This is a genomic window from Rhizobium sp. NFR07, assembly GCF_900111905.1.
In the GTDB taxonomy this organism is placed as follows: domain Bacteria; phylum Pseudomonadota; class Alphaproteobacteria; order Rhizobiales; family Rhizobiaceae; genus Neorhizobium.
The window spans coordinates 381,534-405,120 of record NZ_FOKM01000004.1 but is presented as its reverse complement, the minus strand read 5'-3'; the positions used below and the strand labels follow the sequence as shown (position 1 = coordinate 405,120).

The 23,587-nt window shown below is 61.7% G+C and carries 24 protein-coding genes; 15 read left to right on the top strand and 9 right to left on the bottom strand.

Going from position 1 to position 23,587, the window contains the following annotated elements:
- The first annotated feature begins 40 nt into the window (after positions 1–40).
- A complete protein-coding gene (locus tag BM216_RS11570) occupies positions 41–811 on the top strand; it encodes a TerC family protein (RefSeq protein WP_092999199.1) in 771 nt (256 codons plus the stop codon).
- Positions 812–846: 35 nt separating this feature from the next.
- Here BM216_RS11570 and BM216_RS11565 read toward each other — a convergent pair whose 3' ends face one another.
- The 3 genes from BM216_RS11565 to BM216_RS11555 are packed head-to-tail and all read right to left on the bottom strand — an operon-like array spanning position 847 to position 2,036.
- A complete protein-coding gene (locus BM216_RS11565) occupies positions 847–1,125 on the bottom strand; it encodes a helix-turn-helix domain-containing protein (RefSeq protein WP_092999197.1) in 279 nt (92 codons plus the stop codon).
- Positions 1,122–1,445, bottom strand: a complete 324-nt coding sequence (locus BM216_RS11560) for a type II toxin-antitoxin system RelE/ParE family toxin (RefSeq protein WP_092999195.1) — start codon at positions 1,443–1,445, stop codon at positions 1,122–1,124. Before BM216_RS11560 ends, BM216_RS11565 begins: the two co-directional genes overlap by 4 nt.
- Positions 1,446–1,493: 48 nt before the next feature.
- The gene (locus tag BM216_RS11555) at positions 1,494–2,036 is read right to left on the bottom strand and encodes a glutathione peroxidase (protein ID WP_092999193.1); all 543 of its coding nucleotides are present in this window, start codon (positions 2,034–2,036) and stop codon (positions 1,494–1,496) included.
- Between the two features lie 177 nt (positions 2,037–2,213).
- On the opposite strand from BM216_RS11555, the gene BM216_RS11550 reads away from it, so the two are divergent.
- The 3 genes from BM216_RS11550 to lysS all read left to right on the top strand — a co-directional run bounded on the left by BM216_RS11550 (position 2,214) and on the right by lysS (position 7,253).
- Positions 2,214–3,983, top strand: coding sequence for an SLC13 family permease (locus BM216_RS11550; protein WP_092999191.1), 1,770 nt, complete (start codon positions 2,214–2,216; stop codon positions 3,981–3,983).
- A 117-nt stretch (positions 3,984–4,100) separates the two neighbouring features.
- Positions 4,101–5,558 (top strand): glutamate--tRNA ligase, encoded by a 1,458-nt coding sequence (gene gltX, locus BM216_RS11545; protein WP_092999189.1) that lies wholly within the window; start codon positions 4,101–4,103, stop codon positions 5,556–5,558.
- A gap of 198 nt (positions 5,559–5,756) precedes the next feature.
- Positions 5,757–7,253, top strand: coding sequence for a lysine--tRNA ligase (lysS, locus tag BM216_RS11540; protein ID WP_092999187.1), 1,497 nt, complete (start codon positions 5,757–5,759; stop codon positions 7,251–7,253).
- A gap of 70 nt (positions 7,254–7,323) precedes the next feature.
- Here lysS and BM216_RS34625 read toward each other — a convergent pair whose 3' ends face one another.
- Together BM216_RS34625 and BM216_RS11530 are read right to left on the bottom strand one after the other, a co-directional pair.
- Positions 7,324–7,719 (bottom strand): LbetaH domain-containing protein, encoded by a 396-nt coding sequence (locus tag BM216_RS34625; RefSeq protein ID WP_244530152.1) that lies wholly within the window; start codon positions 7,717–7,719, stop codon positions 7,324–7,326.
- A gap of 217 nt (positions 7,720–7,936) precedes the next feature.
- Positions 7,937–9,382: a hypothetical protein gene (locus BM216_RS11530; protein WP_092999185.1), complete on the bottom strand. Its 1,446-nt coding sequence runs from the start codon at positions 9,380–9,382 to the stop codon at positions 7,937–7,939.
- Between the two features lie 255 nt (positions 9,383–9,637).
- Here BM216_RS11530 and BM216_RS11525 point away from each other — a divergent pair, with 255 nt between their 5' ends.
- The 10 genes from BM216_RS11525 (at position 9,638) to BM216_RS11480 (ending at position 18,430) form a co-directional block, all read left to right on the top strand.
- The gene (locus tag BM216_RS11525; protein ID WP_092999183.1) at positions 9,638–10,549 is read left to right on the top strand and encodes a metal ABC transporter substrate-binding protein; all 912 of its coding nucleotides are present in this window, start codon (positions 9,638–9,640) and stop codon (positions 10,547–10,549) included.
- 2 nt (positions 10,550–10,551) lie between these two features.
- On the top strand, positions 10,552–11,442 hold the full coding sequence (locus tag BM216_RS11520) for a manganese/iron ABC transporter ATP-binding protein (RefSeq protein WP_092999407.1): 891 nt from the start codon (positions 10,552–10,554) through the stop codon (positions 11,440–11,442).
- Positions 11,423–12,313, top strand: coding sequence for a metal ABC transporter permease (locus tag BM216_RS11515; RefSeq protein ID WP_092999181.1), 891 nt, complete (start codon positions 11,423–11,425; stop codon positions 12,311–12,313). Before BM216_RS11520 ends, BM216_RS11515 begins: the two co-directional genes overlap by 20 nt.
- Positions 12,310–13,146, top strand: coding sequence for a metal ABC transporter permease (locus tag BM216_RS11510; protein ID WP_092999179.1), 837 nt, complete (start codon positions 12,310–12,312; stop codon positions 13,144–13,146). The genes BM216_RS11515 and BM216_RS11510 overlap by 4 nt, the downstream gene beginning before the upstream one ends.
- Before the next feature lie 70 nt (positions 13,147–13,216).
- Complete coding sequence (locus BM216_RS11505) at positions 13,217–13,618, top strand: MarR family winged helix-turn-helix transcriptional regulator (protein ID WP_092999177.1); 402 nt, start codon at positions 13,217–13,219, stop codon at positions 13,616–13,618.
- 83 nt (positions 13,619–13,701) lie between these two features.
- Positions 13,702–14,997: an MFS transporter gene (locus tag BM216_RS11500; RefSeq protein WP_092999405.1), complete on the top strand. Its 1,296-nt coding sequence runs from the start codon at positions 13,702–13,704 to the stop codon at positions 14,995–14,997.
- A 142-nt stretch (positions 14,998–15,139) separates the two neighbouring features.
- On the top strand, positions 15,140–16,486 hold the full coding sequence (locus tag BM216_RS11495) for an MFS transporter (RefSeq protein WP_092999175.1): 1,347 nt from the start codon (positions 15,140–15,142) through the stop codon (positions 16,484–16,486).
- Positions 16,486–17,247: an SDR family NAD(P)-dependent oxidoreductase gene (locus tag BM216_RS11490; RefSeq protein ID WP_092999173.1), complete on the top strand. Its 762-nt coding sequence runs from the start codon at positions 16,486–16,488 to the stop codon at positions 17,245–17,247. The genes BM216_RS11495 and BM216_RS11490 overlap by 1 nt, the downstream gene beginning before the upstream one ends.
- A complete protein-coding gene (locus tag BM216_RS11485) occupies positions 17,247–17,666 on the top strand; it encodes an RbsD/FucU domain-containing protein (protein WP_092999171.1) in 420 nt (139 codons plus the stop codon). The genes BM216_RS11490 and BM216_RS11485 overlap by 1 nt, the downstream gene beginning before the upstream one ends.
- 20 nt (positions 17,667–17,686) lie before the next feature.
- Positions 17,687–18,430: an IclR family transcriptional regulator gene (locus BM216_RS11480; RefSeq protein WP_092999169.1), complete on the top strand. Its 744-nt coding sequence runs from the start codon at positions 17,687–17,689 to the stop codon at positions 18,428–18,430.
- A 23-nt stretch (positions 18,431–18,453) separates the two neighbouring features.
- On the opposite strand, the gene BM216_RS11475 is transcribed toward BM216_RS11480, so the two are convergent.
- From BM216_RS11475 to tal, 3 genes are all read right to left on the bottom strand, one after another.
- Positions 18,454–18,696 carry a hypothetical protein gene (locus BM216_RS11475; RefSeq protein WP_092999167.1) on the bottom strand — a complete coding sequence of 81 codons (243 nt, stop codon included), beginning with the start codon at positions 18,694–18,696 and terminating at the stop codon, positions 18,454–18,456.
- A 118-nt stretch (positions 18,697–18,814) separates the two neighbouring features.
- Positions 18,815–20,530 carry a methyl-accepting chemotaxis protein gene (locus BM216_RS11470; RefSeq protein ID WP_092999165.1) on the bottom strand — a complete coding sequence of 572 codons (1,716 nt, stop codon included), beginning with the start codon at positions 20,528–20,530 and terminating at the stop codon, positions 18,815–18,817.
- Positions 20,531–20,711: 181 nt separating this feature from the next.
- Positions 20,712–21,677, bottom strand: coding sequence for a transaldolase (gene tal / locus BM216_RS11465; RefSeq protein ID WP_092999163.1), 966 nt, complete (start codon positions 21,675–21,677; stop codon positions 20,712–20,714).
- Between the two features lie 199 nt (positions 21,678–21,876).
- On the opposite strand from tal, the gene BM216_RS11460 reads away from it, so the two are divergent.
- Positions 21,877–22,860: a sugar-binding transcriptional regulator gene (locus tag BM216_RS11460; protein ID WP_092999161.1), complete on the top strand. Its 984-nt coding sequence runs from the start codon at positions 21,877–21,879 to the stop codon at positions 22,858–22,860.
- On the opposite strand, the gene BM216_RS11455 is transcribed toward BM216_RS11460, so the two are convergent.
- Positions 22,857–23,462: a tyrosine-protein phosphatase gene (locus BM216_RS11455; protein ID WP_092999403.1), complete on the bottom strand. Its 606-nt coding sequence runs from the start codon at positions 23,460–23,462 to the stop codon at positions 22,857–22,859. The genes BM216_RS11460 and BM216_RS11455 overlap by 4 nt on opposite strands.
- Positions 23,463–23,587 lie beyond the last annotated feature (125 nt).

The following is a 23,587-nucleotide window of genomic DNA, read 5'->3' as shown; positions in this document are numbered from 1 at the left end:
CGGGCATTTTGCGCCCTTTGATTGAAAACAGGAGAGATGGATGGACATTGCAGCGCTGTTAGCAGACCCGGGGGCCTGGGTAGCGCTCGTTACACTCGTGGTCATGGAAGTCGTTCTCGGCATCGACAACCTGATCTTCATTTCCATCCTGACCAACAAGCTGCCGCCCGAGCATCGGGAAAAAGCCCGCAAGATCGGCATCGGCCTCGCACTGATCATGCGCCTCGGCCTGCTCGGCACCATCGCCTGGATCGTCCAGCTCACTAATCCGATCTTCGAAGCCTTCGGTCATCCCTTCTCCTGGAAGGACCTGATCCTCATCGCCGGTGGTCTGTTCCTCGTCTACAAGGCGACCAAGGAAATTCACCATTCGGTTGATATCGTCGACCACAAGGAAGACATGGTCGGTGCCGGCAGCAAGGTCGTTCAGATGAGCTTCGCCGCAGCGATCGGCCAGATCCTGGTCCTCGACCTTGTCTTCTCGATCGACTCGATCATCACCGCCGTCGGCATGACCCCGCACCTGCCGATCATGATCGTCGCCGTCGTCGCGGCCGTCACCGTCATGCTGCTGGCAGCCACCCCGCTCGCCAACTTCATTGAGCGCAACCCGACGATCGTCATGCTGGCGCTCGGCTTCCTGCTGATGATCGGCGCGACGCTGATCGCCGAAGGCTTCGGCGTCCACGTGCCGAAGGGCTACATCTACGCCGCCATGGCCTTCTCGGCACTCGTCGAGGCGCTCAACATGTTCTCGCGCAACGCCAAGGCCAAGAACAAGGCCAAGGGCGGCGGCGATACGCTGCACTAATCAAAACAAAGGGCGCCTCTGGCGCCCTTTTCTTTTCATTGCGATACGAGATTGATTTCCAGCCTTGCCCCCGTTGCCTCGGCATAGCGGCGCAACGTCGAAACCGAAGGAGATACACCACCTCCCTCCAATCTGGCGATCGCCGACTGAGTGGTGCCGATCCTTTGCGCCAGCTCTGTTTGAGAGAGATTGGCCTTCGTCCTGGCTTGAACCAGCGCCTCGATCAAACTGAACTCGGCGTCCGCCTTTTCATACTCGACCCGAAACTCGGGACTTTCCATGAGCTTCTTTTTCAGGGCCGCAATGCGGGTCATGGCTTGATCTCCTTCATCCGTTGCCTGGCAATTTCGAGCGCGCGGGCTGGCGTCTTCTGGCTCTTTTTGACGAAGACGTGCAGCACGATCACTCTGCGGCCAGTCATTGTCACGTAGACTCCTCGGGCGATTCCTTCGCTGGCTTTGGCGCGAAGCTCCCAAAGCTTGCCTTCAAGATGCTTCACATGCGGCTCGCGAAGACTGTCCAAGCCAACGCTCTCTATGGCTTCCAATAGACGGATCAGACGCGCCTGCAGACCGGGCGGCAAAGCCTCGATCTCGGGATCTGCAGCATCATGCGTCTCGACGATCCATCTCATTTACGATATATAGCATTTTCGCTATGCAACGACAACCTCGCAGCGGCACTAGGCCTTCGCCAGCTCCCGGTCCACTGCCTCGACCAGGCGGCCGTCCTCTGCCGTTACGTCCGGTGCGAAGCGGGCGACGACCTTGCCGTCCCGGCCAATTAGAAACTTCTCGAAATTCCACACGATCTCGCCGGCGGGAACCTCGACGCCATAGGCCTTCAGTCTTTCCTTCATCGGACCGTCACCGGTCGTCGGCACCGCTGCGCCGGTCAATTCCGTATAGAGCGGATGCTTGGTGTCGCCCTTTACCGAAATCTTCGAGTAGATCGGGAATTTCACGTCATAGGTCAGTTGGCAGAACTCGACGATCTCCGCATCCGTACCCGGCTCCTGCCCCATGAAATCATTGGCCGGGAAGGCGGCAATGACGAAGCCATGCTCGCGCTTGTCCTCGTAGAGTTTTTCAAGCCCCTCATACTGCTTGGTCAGGCCGCATTTGGAGGCGACATTGACGACCAGCATCACCTTGCCCTTGTGTTCGGCAAGCGTGGTCTGTTGCCCGTCGGTACGGGTGACGGGAATGGTCAGAATGTCGGTCATCGGTCTGTCTCCGGAATGATTATGGCAGGCGGCAACCCTATTCCCGGCATCGAGATTGTCCAGTCATGATGCCGCTTTAGGAACTTTGTGCCGCGATCGGGATTGATACGCCGCGCCAGAGCGGCATAATTTCCGCAGGCGCCCACCATACGCATTCTCACATCCCGCCGGAGCAGCATGACCACCCCGCAGATCCTCTCTTTTGCCGTCATCGCTGCGATGATGGCCGTCTTTATCTGGGACCGTTTCCGCTACGACGTCGTCGCCTGCTGCGCGCTCGTGCTGGCGGTTGTGCTCGGCGTGGTACCGACGGACCAGGCATTCTCCGGCTTCTCCGACGATATCGTCATCATCGTCGGAAGCGCGCTCATCGTGTCGGCCGGCGTCGCCCGCTCCGGCATCGTAGACATGGCGATCAAGAAGTTCTTTCCCAACCTCAACACGCTGCACACCCAGCTTGCGCTGCTGATGATCGTCGTGGCCGTGCTCTCGGCCTTCATCAAGAATATCGGCGCGCTGGCGATCATGATGCCGGTCGCCTTTCAGTTCGCCAAGAAATCCGGCGCCTCGCCGTCGAAATACCTGATGCCGATGGCCTTTTCCGCCCTGCTCGGCGGATTGATGACGCAGATCGGCACATCGCCGAACATCGTCGTCTCGCGCATCCGCGAAGAGCTGACCGGCCAGTCCTTCACCATGTTCGACTTCACCCCGATGGGCGTCATCCTCTGCGTCGTCGGCATCACCTTCCTGCTGTTCTTCCACTGGTTGGTGCCGAGCCGGACGAAGGAGACCAGCTCGATCGAGGAAGCGGTCGAAATCAAGAACTATACGTCAGAAGCATCGGTGGTCGCAGAATCGACGGTCCTCGAGAAATCGATTGGTGACCTTTTGAAGCTCGGTGATGGCGAAGTCATCGCCACCGCGGTCCTGCGTGGTGCCCGCCGCATGTCGCCCTTTCCGGACCTGAAGCTGCGCGAAGGTGACGTGGTTCTGCTCGAAGGTCCGTCTGCTGCGCTCGACCGGATCATCTCCGGTGCAAAGCTCAAACTCTCCGGCAAGCCGCTGACCGGCGAACAGGCTCAGGGCGACGTCATTTCTATCGAGGCGATCATCGGCCAGGATTCGCCCCTGCGCGGTCTTTCCGCCAAGGAACTGGCGCTGTCCTACACCCGCGGCGTCAACCTGCTGGCGATCAGCCGTCACGGCGAAAGGGTGCGCGAGCGCCTCGGCAGCCTGACGCTCGCGGCCGGCGACGTGCTGGTGCTGCAGGGGTCCCGCAAAACCATGCCGACCGTGATGCAGGACTTTTCCCTCCTGCCGCTTGCCCAGCGCGAAGTCCTGCTTGGCACCCGTAGGCGCGCCTTCATACCGCTGGTCATCCTGGCGCTCGCAATGGCCGCCACCGCCGTCGGCTGGGCGCCGGTTCCGGTCGCCTTCTTTGCCGCCGCCCTCGGCATGGTCGTCTTCCGCTGCATCCCGCTGACCGATTTCTACAAGTCGGTCGATGGACCGATCCTCGTCATGCTGGCAGCGCTGATCCCGGTTTCGGACAGCTTGCGCACCACCGGCGGCAGCGATCTGATCGCCGGCTGGCTTGGTAATGTCGCCGCAACACTGCCCGCCTGGGGCGCGCTCGGCCTGATCCTCGTCACCGCCATGGCCGTCACGCCCTTCCTCAACAATGCCGCGACCGTGCTCGTCATGGGGCCGATCGCGGCAAGCTTCGCCACCAATCTCGGCTTCAAGCCGGAAGCCTTTTTGATGGCGGTTGCGATCGGCGCCGGCTGCGATTTCCTCACCCCCGTCGGCCACCAGTGCAACACGCTGGTCTTCGGTCCGGGCGGCTATAAGTTCTCCGATTATCCGAGGCTCGGCCTGCCGCTTTCCTTCCTCATTATCCTCGTCAGCATTCCGGCGCTGCTCTATGTCTGGCCGGTGAGCTAGGGTTGCGCCCAAAAACCTTGACGCTTTAGCCTGAATATGGCCTAAGCCTGCGCCAATCCCTATACGCAGGCACAGGCTTGGCGCAGCTATGCGCGCCGTGAAAAAGAGCAGTTCAAGATGATCAATCCGACCCCACGCGTCCGCATCGCCCCGTCGCCGACCGGCGAGCCCCATGTCGGCACCGCCTATATCGCGCTTTTCAACTATCTCTTTGCCAAGAAGCATGGCGGCGAGTTCATCCTGCGCATCGAGGATACCGATGCCACCCGCTCGACGCTGGAATTCGAGGAGCGCGTTCTGGATGCGCTGAAATGGACCGGCCTCACCTGGGCGGAAGGCCCGGATGTCGGCGGCCCCTACGGTCCGTACCGCCAGTCCGAGCGCAAGGACATGTACCAGCCTTTCGCGCAGGACCTGCTCGACAAGGGCCACGCCTTCCGCTGCTTCTGCACGCCCGAGCGGCTCGAGCAGATGCGCGAAGGCCAGCGCGCCGCCGGCAAGCCGCCGAAATATGACGGTCTCTGCCTGCACCTGACGGCTGAAGAAGTCACCTCCAAAATGGCGGCCGGCGAAAGCTCCGTCGTGCGCATGAAGATCCCGACCGAAGGATCCTGCGATTTCACCGACGGCGTCTACGGCGATGTGTCGATCCCGTGGGATTCGGTTGACATGCAGGTGCTCATCAAGGGCGACGGCATGCCGACCTATCACATGGCCAATGTCATCGACGACCACCTGATGAAGATCACCCACGTCGCCCGCGGCGAGGAGTGGCTCGCATCGGTGCCGAAGCACATCCTGCTCTATCGCTATTTCGGCTGGGAAGCGCCCGTCTGGATGCACCTGTCGCTGATGCGCAATGCAGACAAGTCCAAGCTGTCGAAGCGCAAGAACCCGACCTCGATCAGCTATTACTCGGCGCTCGGTTACCTGCCGGAAGCGCTGATGAACTTCCTCGGCCTGTTCTTCGTCCAGATCGCCGAAGGCGAAGAGCTTCTGACCATGGAAGAGCTGACGGAAAAATTCGATCCCGAAGCACTCTCCAAGGCCGGCGCGATCTTCGACCTGCAGAAACTCGACTGGCTGAACGGCCGCTGGCTGCGCGAAAAACTCACGCCGGAAGAATTCATTGCCCGCACGCTGGAATGGGCGATGGAAAACAGCCGCCTGACCGAAGGCCTGAAACATTCGCAGAGCCGCGTCTCCAAGCTCGGCGACCTGCCGAACCTCGCGGGCTTCCTGCTCGCCGCCGACGTCAACCTGACACCGGCTTCGTTCGCGGGCCTAAAGACCTCGCCGGAAGAAACGCTTGCGATCATCAACATGGTCCAGGCCGACATCGAAAAGATGATCGAGTGGAACGTGGAAGCGATCGACGCCGAACTGCGCGCCGTTGCCGACAAGCTGGAGAAGAAACTGCGCGTCGTCACCCCACCACTCTTCATCGCCATGTCTGGCTCGCAGCGTTCGCTGCCGCTGTTCGACTCGATGGCAATCCTCGGCCGTTCGGTCGTACGCCAGCGTCTGAAGATCGCAGCAACGGTCGTCGCCTCCATGGTGGGCGACGGGAAGTAAGATTGAAATGCCTTCATATTGAAGGTCGAAATTCAGGATACCCCCCTCTGCCCTGCCGGGCATCTCCCCAACAAGGGGGGAGATCGGCAAGTGGCGGAGCGGCAAATTCCCAATGATCTCCCCCCTTGTGGGGGATATGTCACGAAAGTGACAGAGGGGGGTGAACCAAGGCAACCTCTGCCCTTAAAGGCGAACACGATGACCGACACCAAGACCGAAACCGCCCTCTCCTCCGACGCCACCGAAGTGCGCGCCCAGAAGCTTGCCAAGCTGCGAGAAACCATCGGCGACGTCTATCCGGCGCATTTCCACCGCACCATGACCAATGCGGAACTGGCCGAAAAATACAAGGATCTGGAGGCCGACGTCGAGACCACCGATGTCGTCACCGTCGCAGGCCGAGTCTATTCCTCGCGCAATTCTGGCATGTTCATGGACATCCATGATGCATCCGGCAAAATCCAGATCTTTTCCCACAAGGACGTCACCCCGGAAGAAGCCCGCAACATGCTGCCGATGATCGATCTCGGCGACATCATCGGCGTCACCGGCATCGTTCGCCGCACCAAGCGCGGCGAACTGTCGATCAGCGCCCGCGAAATCACCATGCTGACCAAGTCGCTTCTCCCCATGCCTGAGAAGTGGAACGGCATTGCCGATGTCGAGATCCGGTATCGCAAGCGCCACCTCGACATCCTCAGCAACGAGGAATCCAAGCTGCGCTTCCAGCAGCGTTCGAAGATCGTCTCCGGAATCCGCCGCTTCATGGAAGAAGATGGCTTCATGGAAGTCGAGACGCCGATGCTGCATTCCGTCTATGGCGGCGCCACGGCCGATCCGTTCAAGACCCACCACAACACGCTGAAGCAGGACATGTACCTGCGCATCGCGCCGGAACTGTTCCTGAAGCGCACGCTGGTCTCGGGCCTCACCGACAAGGTGTTCGAGATCAACCGTAACTTCCGAAACGAAGGCGTCTCCACCCGGCACAATCCTGAATTCACCATGATGGAATGCTACTGGGCCTATGCCGATTACGAGGACATTATGGACCTCGTCGAGCGCCTGTTCGCCGAACTGGCAATGAAGATCCACGGCTCGACCGAGTTCATGTACGGCGACAAGGAAATGTCCTTCAAGGGTCCGTTCAAGCGTGTGCCCATGCCCGACGCCGTCAAGGAAGTCACCGGCATCGATTTCCTCGCCATGAAGACCGACGAGGAAGCCCGCACCGCCGCCAAGGCTGCCGGTTTCGAAGTCGAGAAGGACTGGACCTGGGGCGAATGCCTTGCCTTCATCTTCGAGGAAAAGGTCGAGGGCACGCTGATCCAGCCGAGCCATGTCACGCATTTCCCGAAGGACATCTCGCCCTTCGCCAAGGAAGTTCCGGGCGAGCCGCGCCTTGTCGAGCGTTTCGAGACCTATTGCAACGCCTGGGAACTGGGCAATGCCTTCTCCGAACTGAACGATCCGGAAGAACAGCGCAAGCGCATGGTCGAGCAGCTGGAACAGGCCCATGCCCGCGGCGAAAAGGACAAGCAGCTGGACGACGAGTTTTTGGACGCAATCGACCAGGGCATGCCGCCGGCCGGCGGCCTCGGCATCGGCGTCGACCGTCTGACCATGCTTCTGACCAACGCCCCGTCGATCCGCGACGTCATTCTGTTCCCGGCCCGCAAGGCCAAGGCGGATTGAGCATATCGAATGACACAAAAAATGCCGCCGATCGACCTCGGCGGCATTTTCTATTCGGGCATTCAGGAAACTAAGCCGGTTTCGGATGAAAATAAGATTGGTCGCGAACCACGGCTTCCGCGAATAGGCCGAAAGCCTGGATGACCTTGCCGGCAGCAAGGTCGATATTGCGCGCGACCCCGCTTCCCTTGAGAACCGCGCCGCGCAGATCGGGATCCGGCTCTCTGTATGTGCCGCCCGCTCCGAGCCTGCAGTTCTGCATTCGGATCGGGCCGAGAACCTGAGCACCGCTACCGATCGTATTGTCGAGCGTGAGCGATCCTCCGCCAAGCAGTCTCGCACTTTCACCGATCTCGGTTACGCAGGCCTTGCATTCGGCCTTGATGGTAAACCCGCCCTCTTCGCCTATTTCCGCATCCCTGCCGACGATAATTTTTCCGCCTCCGGCAACGATCCGCGTGCCCAAAAGAGCTGCGTGCCTTCACCGATGGCGACATGAGCGCCATCATGGATTTCAATGACGACCGATGGCCAGATGGTTACCCCGGTGGACAGGATGACGTCTGGGGAAATCAGCGTAGAGCACGGATCGAGGACAACAACACCCTTCTCGACGAGTGCCGCGGTTTCAGCGAGGGATAAAAATCCCGCTCGCCTACGCGCGATATCCGTCAAATCGGATATCAATGATCGGCACCTTCCGATTCGGGCTCAGCCTGTTGAGCTCTGAACTTCTCCAGCCAAGCGGCACCGGCCGCATCGGCCTCGTTCGGGCCATCAGCCTTCGCCTCCGCGTGCTCGTCCTCCGGCTTGGCTTCGGATGTATCATGGCCTGCAGTATCCTCGGACCGGATCTCGTCCTTCTCGTCGGAATTCGACCAGCGCTTGCCGCCTTCGGCTGAGGTTCTCGGCTCCGGCGCGGGCTCATGCGCCTGTTCGCTGGCCTGCTTGGCCTCGTGGCCGGCATCGGCCTTGGCTTCCTCATGCGAGGCGCCATCGGCCTTGTCGGACGAACCGCCAAAGATCATGCCCTTGACCTGATCGAGAAAACCCTGCTCCTCGGCCGGCTTTTCCGCGTCTGCTGCTGTCTCGGCATGTGCGGCGTCTGCCGTTTTTTCGGCCTCCGCGGGCTTGGCAGCCTGCTCGCCGTGATCGTCACTGGTCTCGGCGGCTGTCGCATGTCCCTCCGCAGCCGGTTCCGAAGTCTTCGGCGCATCATGCGAAGCATTGGCCTTTGCGTCGGGGGCCGCATGACCCGCCTCTGCCGCAGCACCATGTTCCCCGGCGGTCGGTTTCGCGGCGCCGTGTTCCGCCTTCGGCTCTTCTTTCGATCCGAAGATCATCCCGGTAACCGAACTCAGGAAGCCGCCGCTTTCTTTCGCAGCCACTTCTTCGCCATGCCCTTCGGCCGGCGCAGCTTCTTGCCCTTCTGCGACAGGCGTCTCACCGTGCTCCGGTGCCTCGCCATGGCCTGCCGGCGCTTCGCCGTGACCGCCGGCAGCCTCGCCATGTTCGGCCGGCTTGCGAACACCGTGGCCGCTCTTGGTCACCGGATGTGCGCCTTCGGCCGGCTCGAGATCGATGCAATCGGCCTTGTCGGTCAGCTTGGCTTCCAGATGCTCGACATCCTCCAGCGGAAGATCGACACGCATGCCGAAATACTCGCCCTTGGCGGTGGGCGCGCCATCGAGATAATAGGCGGAATAGTTTACGGCGGCAGCCCCTTCCGGCACCTTAGCGAGATCAGGAATATACACGACCTGCGCGGCGATCATCCGGCCGCGCATCGCGGCGCGGTCCTTCGGACCTGCCTTGTCGACCATGGCGATCTGCACGAGATCGGCCTTTTCCTTGGCCTGGACGGCGCGCGCGACACGCAACGCGGTCCGGATGCGGGACATCCCGTCGCCCGCCTCGTTGCTGGTCACGTATTTGCGCACCCAGTAGCGCTGGTCCTTCTTGCTCTTGACCGTCTGAAGCGTGGTGCAGGAAAGCCCGTTCAGATCGCGATAGGAGGGCCCGAGGATACGGTCGGCGCCGATCAGCACGGCAGCCGCGCCGCTTGCGCCGCACAAAAGCAGCCCACCGCCCAGGATGAGCACGAATTTCTTCGACAGCCGGATCTTCATTCGCCGCAACCCGGCATGCTCAACTCCACTCACACAATACAAGTCATGGAATACCGGGAAGCACTATCGTCCAATCCTATTGAGGAAGCTTTAAGCGGGACCGGCTGGCGGATACAGCTCGCCTCTCCCTGACCTTGCTAGCCAGTGCCATCTCGAAACGAATCTTGTTGCGAATGATTTGCAATAGCGTTGACAGCGTCATTTTTCTCGCTAGGTTAGATTGCAAATGACTTGCAACAGCAGAAATGGCTACTCATGTCCCTTTTGAGAATTGCATGCCTTGTGACCGGTCTCGCGACCTGTCTGGTCGCCCTGCCGCTAACGGCCCAGGCCCAAGGATCGTCCGTCGAAAAGCCCAAGGTCGTCACCACCTTCACCATCATCGCCGACATGGCGAAGAATGTTGCAGGCGATGCCGCGACGGTGGAAAGCATCACCAAGCCCGGCGCCGAGATCCATAACTACCAGCCGACGCCGCGCGACCTTCTGCGTGCCCGCGATGCCGATCTCGTGCTGCGCAACGGCCTCAACCTAGAACTCTGGTTCGAGCGTTTCTTGCAGAATCTCGGCGACGTGAAGAATGTCACCGTCTCCGATGGCGTCGCGCCGATGGCGATCGCCGGCGGCGCCTATCAGGGGCGGCCGAACCCGCATGCGTGGATGTCGCCGGAAAACGCGATCATCTACGTGGAGAACATTCGCAAGGGCCTGACCGAGATCGACCCGATCAATGCCGAGACCTATGCCGCCAATGCCAAGGCCTATACGGACAAGATCCGCGCCGAGGTACAGCCTATCCGCGACGAACTCGCAAAACTGCCGGAAGCCCATCGCTGGCTGGTGACGAGCGAAGGCGCCTTTTCCTATCTCGCCCGCGATTTCGGCCTGAAGGAACTCTATCTTTGGCCGGTCAATGCCGACAGCCAGGGAACGCCGCAGCAGGTGCGCGCCGTCATCGACGCCATGCGCGAGCATGACGTGAAGGTGATCTTTTCCGAAAGCACCGTCTCCGACAAGCCGGCAAAGCAGGTCGCGTCGGAAACCGGCGCATCCTATGGCGGCCTCCTCTACGTGGATTCGCTCAGCGAAGCGGACGGTCCGGTTCCGACCTATCTCGACCTCCTGCGCGTCACCAGCGAAACCATCGCGAAAGGTCTCGCACAATGATGATGGGCAAGACGAAACCGGTTAGCGCCGGACTGAAGCTGGACAATGTCAGCGTCGCCTATCGCAACGGCCACACGGCGCTGAAACATGCGAGCTTCGAAGTGCCGAAGGGCACGATCACCGCACTCGTGGGCGTCAACGGCGCCGGCAAGTCGACGCTGTTCAAGGCGATCATGGGCTTCGTCACGCTGAACGAAGGCTCGGTCGAGATCCTCGGCCTTCCCGCCCGCGAGGCGCTGAAGAAGAACCTCGTCGCCTATGTGCCGCAGTCGGAAGAGGTCGACTGGAATTTCCCCGTCCTCGTCGAGGACGTTGTGATGATGGGCCGTTACGGCCACATGAATTTCCTGCGCATCCCGTCCCGCCGCGATCATGAGATGGTCACCGAGGCGCTGAAGCGGGTCAACATGCTGGAATACCGCAAGCGCCAGATCGGCGAGCTTTCCGGCGGCCAGCGCAAGCGCGTCTTCCTTGCCCGCGCACTGGCCCAGGAAGGCCAGGTCATCCTGCTCGACGAGCCCTTTACCGGGGTCGATGTCACGACCGAGGAGCAGATCATCGCGCTCCTTAAGGCTCTGCGCGACGAAGGCCGCGTTATGCTGGTCTCCACCCACAATCTGGGCAGCGTGCCGGATTTCTGCGACCGCACCGTGTTCGTCAAGGGCACGGTCCTGGCCTATGGCAAGACCGAGGACACGTTCAACGAAGCCAATCTCGAAAAGGCCTTCGGCGGCGTGCTGCGCCACTTCATCCTCGGCGGCCGCGACCTGCATGACGACGAAGATCCACGCCATGTGAAGGTCTTCACCGACGACGAGCGCCCCTTCGTCACCTATGGCAATGGCGGCACGGACAAGAAGAAGGAAAGCGTCGATGCTCCAGACGCTTCTTGAGCCTTTCACCTACGGCTACATGCTGAACGCCATCTGGGTCTCGGCCCTGGTCGGCGGCGTCTGCGGCTTTCTCTCCGCCTATCTGATGCTGAAGGGCTGGTCGCTGATCGGCGACGCGCTGTCCCACTCCATCGTGCCGGGCGTTGCCGGCGCCTATATGCTGGGCCTGCCCTTTTCCATCGGCGCCTTCATGTCAGGCGGTCTCGCGGCACTCGCCATGCTCTTCCTCAACCAGCGCACACGGCTGAAGGAAGACGCGATAATCGGCCTGATCTTCACCTCCTTCTTCGGCCTCGGCCTGTTCATGGTGTCGCTGTCGCCGACCGCAGTCGATATTCAGACCATCGTGCTCGGCAACATCCTCGCCATCTCGCCGGCCGATACGCTGCAGCTTGTCATCATCGGCGGCGTCAGCCTCGTCGTGCTGGCGCTCAAGTGGAAGGACCTGATGGTCGCCTTCTTCGACGAGAACCACGCCCGCACCATCGGCCTGAAACCCGATGCCCTGAAGGTGATGTTCTTCGCCCTGCTCGCCGCCTCCACCGTCGCCGCTATGCAGACCGTCGGCGCCTTCCTCGTCATCGCCATGGTGGTGACGCCTGGAGCCACCGCCTATCTGCTGACCGACCGCTTCCAGCGCGTCATCCTGATGGGCCTCGGCATCGGCGCTGCGACCAGTTTTCTCGGCGCATACCTGAGCTATTTCCTCGACGGCGCCACCGGCGGCATCATTGTCGTGCTGCAGACGGCGATCTTCCTGACAGCCTTCGTCTTCGCCCCCAAGCACGGCATGCTCGCCTCCCGCCGCCGGCTCAAGGCATCGCTGGAAGAGACCGCGCCCGAGGCCACGCCACAGGAGAGCGCCGCATGAGCGATACGATCGATCTCCTCCTCTTCCCCTTCCAGATCGACTTCATGCGGACCGCTTTTCTGGTGACGCTGATGATCGCGCTGCCGATGGCGATCCTCTCCTGCTTCCTGGTGCTCAAGGGCTGGTCGCTGATGGGCGACGCGGTCTCCCACGCCGTGCTGCCGGGCGTCGTCATCGCCTATATGCTGGCGATCCCATTCTCCATCGGCGCCTTCGTCGCCGGCATGTTCTGCGCGCTCGCGACCGGCTTCCTCAAGGAGAACAGCCGCATCAAGGAAGACACCGTGCTCGGCATCGTCTTCTCCGGCATGTTCGGTCTCGGTCTGGTGCTTTACGTCAACGTCCAGGCTGACGTGCATCTCGACCACATCCTGTTCGGCGACATGCTCGGCATTCTTCCATCGGACCTGATCGAGACCGGGCTGATCGCGCTCGCCTCGACGATCTTCCTCGTCATCTTCCGCAAGGACCTGCTGGTGCACGCCTTCGACGAGCAGCATGCGAAGGCGATCGGCCTACCGACCCGCATCCTCCATTACGGGCTGCTGACCGTCCTGTCGCTGACCGTGGTCGGCGCGTTGAAGGCGATCGGCATCATCCTGTCGGTGGCGCTTCTCGTTGCCCCCGGCGCGATCGCCTTCCTGCTCACCCGCCGCTTCACTGCGATGATGCTGACTGCCATCGCCGTGGCGTTCGGCTGCTCGCTCGCCGGCATCTATATCGCCTTCTTCCTCGACAGCGCCCCTGCTCCCACCATCGTGCTGCTGATGACCGCGACCTTCATCGTAACCTTCATCCGCACCATGCTGCAGGCCAGACGCGCCACCACCTGAGACAGCCGACCTGAACAAGCGGGCATATGCCCGCTTGTCTTTTGCCGGATCCGGGTATATACCCACGACAATGTCGAACGATGCATGTCACTGTGTCCTGCTGCGCAAGGCGACCCGCAAGGTCTCGTCCTATTATGACGAGGCGCTGGCTCCGCTTGGCGTCAATATCGGCCAGTTCAGCATGTTGAGAAACATCCGCCGCACGGAACCGGTATCGCTCACCGATCTCGCGCATCGGCTGGATCTCGACCGCTCTACCGTCGGGCGTAATGCCAAGGTTCTGGCCCGAATGGAACTGGTCGAGATCGGCCATGGGGAAGACCAGCGTGAGGCTGTCCTGACCATAGCGCCGAAGGGTCATGAGGTTCTCGAAAAGGGCGCCCCCCTCTGGGATGGTGTTCAGGACGAGATCGATGCCCGCCTTGGCGCCGGCAAGGCGAGACAGCTGCAGGAACTGCTCGCAGCCCTGTGATCTTTTGAACCATATACGGGCATATACCCGCACATTTTAGGCAGACCCGGCCCATGGAACGGGCGACGAAAGAGGACCAAAGCATGATCTCCAATGGCGTCGCCGCCTGGATGGCGAAGAGAAACCTGCACTACGGCTGGGTGGTTGCCGCGACCACCTTCCTCACCATGCTCGCAACGGCCGGCTCGATGGGCTCTGCCGGCGTGATGATCCAGCCGCTGCACCAGGAATTCGGCTGGGATATCGCCGACATTTCCACCGCCATGGCCGTGCGTCTCGTGCTCTTCGGCCTGCTCGGCCCCTTTGCCGCCGCCTTCATGAACCATTTCGGCGTCCGGCAGGTCGTCTCCACCGCGCTCGCCATGATTATGTCCGGCATCGTCGCCTCGCTGTTCATGACCGAGGTCTGGCAATTGCTGCTGCTCTGGGGCCTCGTCATCGGCGTCGGCACCGGCATGACCGCGCTGGTGCTCGGCGCCACTGTCGCCAGCCGCTGGTTCACCAAGCGCCGCGGCCTTGTCGTCGGCCTGATGACGGCCAGCAATGCCACCGGCCAATTGATCTTCCTGCCGATCCTCGCAAGCCTTACCGAAGCCTATGGCTGGCGCACGGCGCTGACCCTGACGGTTGCCGTGCTCGCCGCGGCCTTCGCACTCGTCTTCCTGCTGATGCGCGACCACCCGGCCGATGTCGGCCTTCCCGCCTATGGCGAGACGGTGGTGTCCAGGCCGCCGAAGCAGGACCACAAGCTGCTTGCCACGCTTGTCTCGCCGCTCGTCACGCTGAAAAGTGTCTCCGGCAATCCGGTCTTCTGGGTCCTGTTCGGCACCTTCTTCGTCTGCGGCCTCTCCACCAACGGCCTGATCCAGACCCACTGGATCTCGATCTGCGGCGATTTCGGCATGGCTGCGGTTACCGCCGCAAGCACGCTCGCCGTCATCGGCATATTCGATTTCTTCGGCACGATCTTCGCAGGCTGGCTCTCGGACCGGTTCGACAACCGCGTCCTGCTTTTCTGGTTCTACGGACTGCGCGGACTGTCGCTGATCTACCTGTCTTTCTCCGGTTTCAGCTTCGTCGAACTTTCCGTCTTCGCCGTCTTCTACGGCCTCGACTGGGTCGCGACCGTGCCGCCGACGGTCAAGCTCGCCGCCGAAAACTTTGGCCGTGAGAAGGCCGGCCTCGTCTTCGGCTGGGTCTTTGCCGGCCATCAGCTGGGCGCCGCCACCGCCGCCTTCGGCGCCGGTTTCTTCAAGAGCGATTTCGACACCTACATGCCCGCCCTGCAGATCGCCGGCGTCATGTGCATGATCGCGGCAATCGCCGTAATGCTGCTGAAGAAGCCGGGCTCCGCCACCATGGTGCCGCAGGCCGCCTGACGCTTGTGCTCCGGGTCTCGCCTCGGAGCACAATGATATTCTCCAATCCTCCCCTCACGGTTTTGTGCATTTATTGCACTTGATGTGCACATATTGCGACTTACTTTAATGGCGGTATTCGCATGCAGTGAAGGGGAGGTTCATGTTGCAGCAGGTTCAAAACAGCGCGCTCGTTCTGGAGCAGGCGCTCTCGAAGGTTCGCTGGCGGATATTGCCGCTCATCGTCCTTCTCTATTTCATCGCCTATCTCGACCGGAACAATGTCGCCTTCGCCAAGGACCAGATGAGCGCCGATCTAGGCTTCTCAGCCCAGGTCTTCGGGCTCGGTGCCGGTCTCTTCTTCATCGGCTACACCCTGTTCGAGATACCCAGCAATGCCGGCATGTATCGCTTCGGCGCGCGGCGCTGGATCGCCCGCATCCTGATCCCATGGGGCCTGCTCGCCATGGGCATGGCCTTCGTCACGGGAACGGCGTCGTTCTATACGGTCCGCTTCCTGCTCGGCTTTGCCGAGGCAGGCTTCTTCCCGGCCGTCGTCTTCTATTTCACCCTCTGGTTCCCGGCCCGGCAGCGCGCCGCTATGCTCGGCATCTTCGTCCTGTCGCAGCCGGTGGCCAATATGCTCGGCGCCCCGCTGAGCGGTCTCATTCTCGAAATGCACGGCATCGGCGGCTTGGACGGTTGGCAGTGGCTCTATCTGATCGAGGGCCTGCCGGCAGTCATTCTCGGCGTCCTGACGCCCTTCCTGCTGACCGACCGTCCGTCGGAAGCGAAGTGGCTGACGGCAGAGGAAAAGCAGGTCCTGCAGACAGCCATCGATCATGACGACACGGTCATCACCAGCAACCGGGAGCATTCCTTCCTCAGCACCTTGAAGGACCCGGCGGCGCTCGCCTACTCGTTCCTCAATTTCGGCATGGTGCTCGGCATCTACGGGCTCGGCTTCTGGTTGCCCACCATCGTCGACGAGATGGGCCATTTCAGCGACTTCCATCGTGGCCTGATCGTCGCCGTCCCCTATCTGGTCGCGAGCTGCTTCATCATCTGGTGGAGCCGTAGGGCCGACCGCACCGGCAAGCGCGCAGCCCATGTGGCGGTCAGCCTCGCACTCGCCGCGATCGGCCTGCTCGGCGCCGGCTATACGCTCACCATCAATCCGGTGCTCGCGCTTGCCCTGCTGTCGCTCGCAGCAGTCGGCATCTTCACCGCGATCGGCCCGATGCTCTCCATGCCGGCAAGCCTGTTCAAGGGCGCAGCCGCCGCGGCAGGCATCGGCCTCGTCAATGCCATCGGCAATGTCGGCGGCTTCGTGTCGCCCTTCGTGGTCGGCTGGCTGACGGACACGACCGGCTCGACCAAGGCCGGGCTGATTTTCCTCTCGGCGTCGCTCGCGATCACCGCGTTCGTCACCTTCGTCTATGCCGGCCGCCGCCCGGAGGGAAACACCTCTCTCGTAAGAACTGCAGAAAAGCGAAAGGAAATGATTTGATGTCGGATCAGGATTTGACGGGCAAGGTTGCGATCGTCACGGGCGGAGGCGTCGGCATCGGCGCGGGCATTGCCGAGAGCCTCGCATCGCGCGGCGCGCGGGTGATCGTCACCTATCGCAGCCACGAGCCCTCCAGCGAGGCGCTTGACCGCCTCCGATCCGCCGATGGCCGGGACGCGATCGCCCTTCCCGTTGACCTGACACTCGAGGCGGAAGTGGAAAAGTTCGGCGCGGAAGTCGAGCGACAGGTCGGCAAGGTGGACATATTGGTCCACAATGCCGGCGGCCTGATCGAGCGCTCCAAGATCGAGGACATGCCCTACGACCTGTTCCGCAGGGTCCAGACACTCAATGTCGATAGTGTCTTCCTCGTCACCAAGCGCATACTTCCGATCCTGTCCGATGACGGGCGCATCGTCATCGTCGCCTCGCTTGCCGGCCGCTCCGGCGGTCACGCCGGCGCGACGGCCTATGCCACCGCAAAAGCTGCCCTGTTCGGCTTCACCCGTGGACTGTCGAAGGAGGTCGCCGACCGGCGCATCACGGTCAATGCCGTGGCACCGGGCTTCATCGAGGCGACGCCCTTCCACGACACGTTCACCACGGAACAATCCAAGCAGCAGACGATCGCCACCATCCCGCTCGGCCGGGCGGGTAATCCGGCCGATGTCGCCTCCTCCGTGACCTGGCTCGCCTCCCCCGGTGCGTCCTTCATCACCGGTGTGGTGATCGACATCAATGGCGGACAGCATTTCAGCTGATGTTGCGCGTTCCCATCATCCACCCCCAGGTCCTGTCCGCGCTGGCATCGGCGGGACACAAGTCACTCATCGTCGTCGCGGATGCCCATTTCGCGGCGGCAACCAATATCGCGAAGGGAGCAACCGTGGTTCACGCGGCACTGCGGCCGGAAACGCCGCTGGTGCCGGAAGTCGTGGATCTGATCTCCCGCACCATCGCGATCGAGGCGGTGACGGCGATGAGCCCGAGCGAACCATCGCTCTGTGCCGTCGCTGACGAAGTCGCCTCGCTCCTGCCGGAAGGTATCGAGCGCTCCGCCGTGGACCGTGCCGCCTTCGTGGCGCTCACGCGCTCCGCCGACGTGGCGCTCTGCATCGTCACCGGGGACACGCGCAGATTTGCCAATGCCATCCTGCGCGTCGGGGTGACGCGTCCCTGAAGAGAAGCTAAAGAAGGCGTATGAGCACCACTGTTTCACGCGCCATCGAAATTCTCGAACTCTGCAGTGCAAGCCCGCGTACGGCGGCAGATATTGCCGCCGTTCTTGGTGTTCATCGCACCACCATACTGAGAACACTTCTGACGCTGCAGGATGCCGGCTTCGTCCGGCAGACGTCGCCGGGCGTCTTCGGCACCGGCTTCCGGCTGGCCGCACTCGCACGTTCGGCCATGGAACACTTCGACCTGCGTTCCATCGCCCATCCGCATCTTGCAGCCCTTGGCGGCGACCTTCGCCTGACGATCCAGTTCGCCGTGCCCAATCGCGACCGGATCACCTATGTCGACAAGGTCGAGCCGAAGGAATCGATCGTGCTGAACACGATCATCGGCGGCGATGTGGTGGTCAATACGGCCGGCGTTGCCAAGGCGATTTTGGCCTTCCTGCCGGATGCCGAAAGAACCCCGATTCTGCAGCGCGCGAGCTTCGAGCGCTACACCGATCGCACCATCACCGATATCGACGCTTATGAGCGGGTGCTCGACGACGTCAGGGCGCGCGGCTGGGCCTTCGACGACGGGGAATACGATTCCCTGTCCAACTGTATCGCGGCACCGGTGCGTGACCATGCCAACGCGGCGGTGGGTGCAGTCTCGATCACCTCGTTCAGGTCACGGGTGAACATCGAGGACCTGCAGGAGCACCTTCCGGCGCTTCTCGACACGACCCGCGCGATCAGCACCAATCTCGGCTGGAAGCCCTGATCCGAAGGCCGGCACGATGACCGTCACGCTACTGATAAGGCCCGGTTCCGGCGGCCCCGCCTTGCCGTCGGCCTGACGTCGTCCTCATCCGATCGGCAGTCGGTGCCGGCACCACCACGACGCAGCCCGCCGGTGGACGCGCGACTGTCGCTTGCGCCCCGGAAAGCCTCCATCGTCAGGCTCAGGTAGAAGCCTGCGATAATCACCAGCAGCAGCGCCATGGCAACCGCGTTGAGCATGCCGGCATAGGTGTGAAAAGCGTCCATTGTCTCTGTCTCCAATCCGTCTTGATCGGATCGAAACTACGCGCGGGTTTTGCACCGGTGTTTTCAGCTTTGTTTCAGATTATGTCGGCGCCGGCGGGCAGACGCTGATCGCGAGGGATCAGGCCGCCCGTCTCGGTGCGGAGTGACCACCTGCTGCGGGAACTTCCGGCTCGCGGATCTGTGTGCGCCGGTTCAGCTTGAACTGCTGCACCAGTTCGGCAAGCCGCGCCGCCCCGCTCGCCAACGCCTGGCTGACCTGGGTCGTGTTCTCCACCATGGCCGCGTTCTGCTGCGTCATCCGGTCGAGCTGTGCCACCGTGTTGTTGATTTCCGACAGGCCGACCGACTGTTCCTGCGCCGCCGTTGCCAGCGACTGGACATTCTGGTCGATCGAGGCGACGAAAGCTTCGATCTCGTGCAGCGCCGCGCCCGTCTCGTCGACGAGACGCACGCCTTCCGTCACCTCGCGGCCCGAATTGTCGATCAGCGCCTTGATTTCCTTTGCCGCATTGGCCGAGCGCTGGGCAAGCTCGCGCACTTCCTGCGCGACGACCGCAAAGCCCTTGCCTGCCTCGCCGGCGCGGGCAGCCTCGACGCCGGCATTCAGCGCCAAAAGATTGGTCTGGAAAGCGATCTCGTCAATCACGCCGATGATCTTGGTGATCTCCGTCGAAGCTCCCTCGATGCGCTTCATCGCGGTAATCGTCTCGCGCACGACGGAGGATGAGTTGGTCGCCGCCTCCAGCGCGTTCTTCACCAGCTTGCGCGTCTCTTCCGTATTGGCCGTCGATGCCTGAACGGTCGACGTCACCTCTTCCAGCGCCGCCGACGTTTCTTCCAAAGAGGCAGCCTGCTCCTTGGTGCGGACCGACATCTGATCGGCCGCCTCGTGCATTTCCTGGCTGGAACCGTTCAGCACGGTGGTCTGCTGCAGGACGCCGACCAGCGTCTCCTGGAAAGCGCCGATCGACGCGTTGAAATCCCGCCGCAGCGGCTCGAACTCCGCTCCGAACGGAGTATCGATCGTCTGGCGGATATTGCACTGGGCAAGCCGCCCGAGGCCGGCACCAAGCTCGTTGACAACCTTGACGCGGTCCGAAACGTCGGTCGCGAATTTCACGACCTTGAACACCTTGCCGCTGTCATCGATGATCGGATTGTAGGAGGCCTGGATATAGATCGGCGCACCGCTCTTGGTGATGCGGGTATATTGCCCCGCTGAAAATTGACCAGCGGACAGATCGGCCCAGAACTGCCGGTATTCGGCCGAGCGCGCATAGTCCGGCTCGCAGAACATCGCATGATGCTTGCCGACGATCTCACCGAGCGAATAGCCGAGCCCGGCCAGGAAATTCTCGTTGGCGGTGATGATCTCGCCGTTGGGCGTGAACTCGATCACCGCCTGGGCTCGCGACAGCGCGTCCAGCTTGCCGCGGTTTTCCAGCGCCACCTTGCGCGCCTCGGTAATATCGGTTGCAAGCTTGACCACCTTGTAGGGCTTACCGCGACGCATGAGCGGGTTGTAACTCGCCTCGATCCAGACCTCGCGGCCACCTTTGCCGAAGCGCTTGTACTTGCCCTGGTCGAACGTGCCCTTGGCGAGCCGTGCCCAGAAATCCGCATAGTCCCGCGACGCGGCTTCTGCCGGGTCGACGAAGATGCAGTGATGCTTGCCGACGATTTCGGAGAGCGAATAGCCGACCGTCTTGCAGAAGTTTTCGTTGGCCGTGAGGATCGTGCCGTCGAGATTGAATTCGATAATGGCTTGCGAACGATTCAACGCTTCGACCAGCGAAGCATTGGACTGAATGTGGCCGAAGGGAATGCCGACCATAGTAATCTCCAGCTCTGAAATGATTAGCGCGAAGATTATCCAGTCATGTTAAAGTTTTAGTTAAATAAGAAATCCGCTAAACTCAATCACTAATAGATTTAGCAAGGCCTAATTCTCTTAAATGAATAGGCAAAGAAAAGCCCGCCGATGGCGGGCCCTTCCTAAGCAATGAAGCGCGAAGTTACGCGGCAGCGAGCTGCAGTTCCTTCTTGACGTTAGCGCGCAGCGTCGCCAGGTCCTTGGCGAATGCACGGATGCCGTCCGACAACTTCTCGGTTGCCATCTGGTCTTCGTTCAGCATCCAGCGGAAGGTCTTTTCGTCCATCTTGATCGGGGCGGCAGCCTCGAACTTCTCCGGCGAAAGCTTGCGCTCCAGCTTGCCGTCTGCCTTGTCCAGCTCGTCGAGCAGGTTCGGCGCGATCGTCAGGCGGTCGCAACCGGCAAGGGCTTCGATCTCGCCGATATTGCGGAACGAGGCACCCATGACGATCGTGTTGATACCGTTGGCCTTGTAGTAATTGTAGATCGCGCGGACCGATACGACGCCCGGATCGGTCTCGGCCGTGTAGTCCTGGCCGGTCGACTTCTTGTACCAGTCGAGGATGCGGCCGACGAAGGGCGAGATCAGGAATGCCTTGGCATCGGCGCAGGCGACGGCCTGGGCGTGGCTGAACAGCAGCGTCAGGTTGCAGTCGACGCCTTCGGCCTGCAGCACTTCGGCTGCCTTGATGCCTTCCCAGGTGGAGGCAAGCTTGATCAGGATGCGGTCACGCTCGATGCCACGCTCCTTGTAGGCGGCGATGATCTGGCGGGCCTTGGCGATGGAGGCTTCCGTATCGAAGGAAAGGTCGGCGTCGACCTCGGTCGAGACGCGGCCCGGAACCAGCGCGGAAAGCGCAGCACCCACGTCGATCGCCATACGGTCGGCAACGGCAGCGACGACAGCGTCGTCCTGGCCACCCTGCTTGCGGCCCCAGGCGATTGCTTCCTTCACCTTGTCGGCAAAAGCGTCGGTACCGAGGGCCTTCAGGACGATGGACGGGTTGGTCGTGCAATCGACCGGCTTCAGACGAGCCACCGCTTCGATATCGCCGGTATCGGCGACGACAGTGGTCATGGAACGAAGTTGCTCTAGTTTCGACGTCATCCGAATGTTCCTCGCTATTTGCTGATCAACGCCCCCGGCGCCGATTTTGCTCCTCTGGCATGTTATCTAGATAACATCCCTGGATGGTAAAGAAGTCAAGACATTTGTCCTTCGGAATTGACATATGTTTCAACCGCGACAATATCATGGCAGGCGGTCGGAAGATTGGATGTTTTAGCCGCCGGGAGGATGAGGGCCGTTGGCGAGACTGAGACGCGAAACCCATATAAGCTATTCAGACGCGGCCTCGATCCGGCTGCGCGCCGCCTGGCTGTATTACAATCAGGGCCTGACGCAAAAGGATGTCGCCGAAAAACTCGGCGTCAGTCGCTCGACGGTCATCCGCATGCTCGACGAGGCGATGAAACGCTCCGAGGTGCAGATCTGGATCTCCGAAGGTGTCGACGCCTGCGTCGAACTGGCGATCGGGCTGGAAAAGGCCTATGGGCTGGACGAGGCCGTGGTCGTGCCCGCCCCGCGCGACGGCAGTGCCGATGCGCTGGCGGGTGCCGTCGGCCTGGCACTCGGCCGGTTCCTCTCCGATGTCATCCAGGACGAAATGACGATCGGCGTAGGATGGGGCCGCACCATGACGGCGTCGCTTGCGAGCTTCCGCCCGCCGCGCCGGGAAAACTGCAAGGTCGTCTCGCTGCTCGGCGGCATCGTGGCCGTCCACCAGACCAATCCGATCGACTTCACCTGGCGCTTCGCCGGTCAGCTCGGCGCCGAATGTTTCATGTTCCTCGCACCGCTGCTTGTCGATACCGTCGCCACCAAGCGGGCGCTGATCGACAAATGCGGCCTGAACACGATCTATGATCTCGCCGAAAACCTGGACCTCGCGGTCGTCAGCTGCGGCGACATCGGACCGCACTCGACGTCGCTGTCGGAGGGTTTCATCTCGAAGACGGAACTGGAGCGGCTGATCGCCTCGGGCTGCGTCTGCGATACGATGTTCAACTTCCTGGACGAGGCAGGCCGTTCCGTCGACACGGCCCTCAATGACCGCGTCATGTCGGTCGATCTCGATACGCTGAAGAAGGCAAAGCACATCGTGCTTTCGTCAGGCGGAGCTCACCGCGCCACCGCCATCCGCGCCACCATCCGCCGCATCGGCTGCAACACGCTGATCACCGACGAGACGGCGGCAAAGGAATTGCTGCGGCTTGCCGAGGGCGCCTAGCCCTCGACGGCCGGTTGTGCCTGTTTGAGATCACCTCGGGCCTGCTCCAGCCCGTAGTGCCGTTCCAGCATTTCCCAGGTCAGGTCCATGGCGTATGCGGCCGAAAGCATCGGCACTCCGACATGGCCGAAATAGAGCGACAGCTGCTGCTCGGCCTTACTCGTCGGAATACCGGCGATGCGCTGGCTGTAGAGCACCGAAGCAAGGCCAGTGCGGTCGGCCCCGCCACGGCAATGGATGAGAATCGGCTTCGGCGCATCCCGCAGCATCGCAACGAGCGCCTCGGCCTCCTGCGCCGTCAGTTGCCTGGAAGCGAGCATGCGGAAATCCATGTGATTGATGCCGAGCCGCCTGGCCGTCGCGACCTCATCCGCGTACCAGCTCGCATCGTCCGAGGCGCCCCTCAGGTTGACGATCGTCTGGATGCCGTAACGGCGGGCATAGTCCTCGATCTGCCCGGCCGTCGGCTGCGCCGAGCGATAAAGCTCTCCGGGGATTACTGTGTGAAAATTGCCGGAAAGCTGCAGGAAGCCGAGATAGGCTCCGACCGTGAGCACACCGAGACCAATGGCGGCTGCGCCGTTACGAAACCACTTCTTCATTCGCGTGATTGTCAGCATGTCGATCCGCCCGAAAAAACCAGACAGGTCACGCCTGCCTCAGTTCACGGATCGCTTTTCAAGCTGACACGCACCTGAATGGGAAAGAATGCGCTGTTCTGCTCCGG

What these genes read in the sequence shown, in the direction of transcription:
- BM216_RS11570 (WP_092999199.1), top strand. Translation starts at nt 41, where the DNA reads ATGGACATTGCAGCGCTGTTAGCAGACCCGGGGGCCTGGGTAGCGCTC.
- BM216_RS11565 (WP_092999197.1), bottom strand. Translation starts at nt 1,125, where the DNA reads ATGACCCGCATTGCGGCCCTGAAAAAGAAGCTCATGGAAAGTCCCGAG.
- BM216_RS11560 (WP_092999195.1), bottom strand. Translation starts at nt 1,445, where the DNA reads ATGAGATGGATCGTCGAGACGCATGATGCTGCAGATCCCGAGATCGAG.
- BM216_RS11555 (WP_092999193.1), bottom strand. Translation starts at nt 2,036, where the DNA reads ATGACCGACATTCTGACCATTCCCGTCACCCGTACCGACGGGCAACAG.
- BM216_RS11550 (WP_092999191.1), top strand. Translation starts at nt 2,214, where the DNA reads ATGACCACCCCGCAGATCCTCTCTTTTGCCGTCATCGCTGCGATGATG.
- gltX (WP_092999189.1), top strand. Translation starts at nt 4,101, where the DNA reads ATGATCAATCCGACCCCACGCGTCCGCATCGCCCCGTCGCCGACCGGC.
- lysS (WP_092999187.1), top strand. Translation starts at nt 5,757, where the DNA reads ATGACCGACACCAAGACCGAAACCGCCCTCTCCTCCGACGCCACCGAA.
- BM216_RS11530 (WP_092999185.1), bottom strand. Translation starts at nt 9,382, where the DNA reads ATGAAGATCCGGCTGTCGAAGAAATTCGTGCTCATCCTGGGCGGTGGG.
- BM216_RS11525 (WP_092999183.1), top strand. Translation starts at nt 9,638, where the DNA reads ATGTCCCTTTTGAGAATTGCATGCCTTGTGACCGGTCTCGCGACCTGT.
- BM216_RS11520 (WP_092999407.1), top strand. Translation starts at nt 10,552, where the DNA reads ATGGGCAAGACGAAACCGGTTAGCGCCGGACTGAAGCTGGACAATGTC.
- BM216_RS11515 (WP_092999181.1), top strand. Translation starts at nt 11,423, where the DNA reads ATGCTCCAGACGCTTCTTGAGCCTTTCACCTACGGCTACATGCTGAAC.
- BM216_RS11510 (WP_092999179.1), top strand. Translation starts at nt 12,310, where the DNA reads ATGAGCGATACGATCGATCTCCTCCTCTTCCCCTTCCAGATCGACTTC.
- BM216_RS11505 (WP_092999177.1), top strand. Translation starts at nt 13,217, where the DNA reads ATGTCGAACGATGCATGTCACTGTGTCCTGCTGCGCAAGGCGACCCGC.
- BM216_RS11500 (WP_092999405.1), top strand. Translation starts at nt 13,702, where the DNA reads ATGATCTCCAATGGCGTCGCCGCCTGGATGGCGAAGAGAAACCTGCAC.
- BM216_RS11495 (WP_092999175.1), top strand. Translation starts at nt 15,140, where the DNA reads ATGTTGCAGCAGGTTCAAAACAGCGCGCTCGTTCTGGAGCAGGCGCTC.
- BM216_RS11490 (WP_092999173.1), top strand. Translation starts at nt 16,486, where the DNA reads ATGTCGGATCAGGATTTGACGGGCAAGGTTGCGATCGTCACGGGCGGA.
- BM216_RS11485 (WP_092999171.1), top strand. Translation starts at nt 17,247, where the DNA reads ATGTTGCGCGTTCCCATCATCCACCCCCAGGTCCTGTCCGCGCTGGCA.
- BM216_RS11480 (WP_092999169.1), top strand. Translation starts at nt 17,687, where the DNA reads ATGAGCACCACTGTTTCACGCGCCATCGAAATTCTCGAACTCTGCAGT.
- BM216_RS11475 (WP_092999167.1), bottom strand. Translation starts at nt 18,696, where the DNA reads ATGGACGCTTTTCACACCTATGCCGGCATGCTCAACGCGGTTGCCATG.
- BM216_RS11470 (WP_092999165.1), bottom strand. Translation starts at nt 20,530, where the DNA reads ATGGTCGGCATTCCCTTCGGCCACATTCAGTCCAATGCTTCGCTGGTC.
- tal (WP_092999163.1), bottom strand. Translation starts at nt 21,677, where the DNA reads ATGACGTCGAAACTAGAGCAACTTCGTTCCATGACCACTGTCGTCGCC.
- BM216_RS11455 (WP_092999403.1), bottom strand. Translation starts at nt 23,462, where the DNA reads ATGAAGAAGTGGTTTCGTAACGGCGCAGCCGCCATTGGTCTCGGTGTG.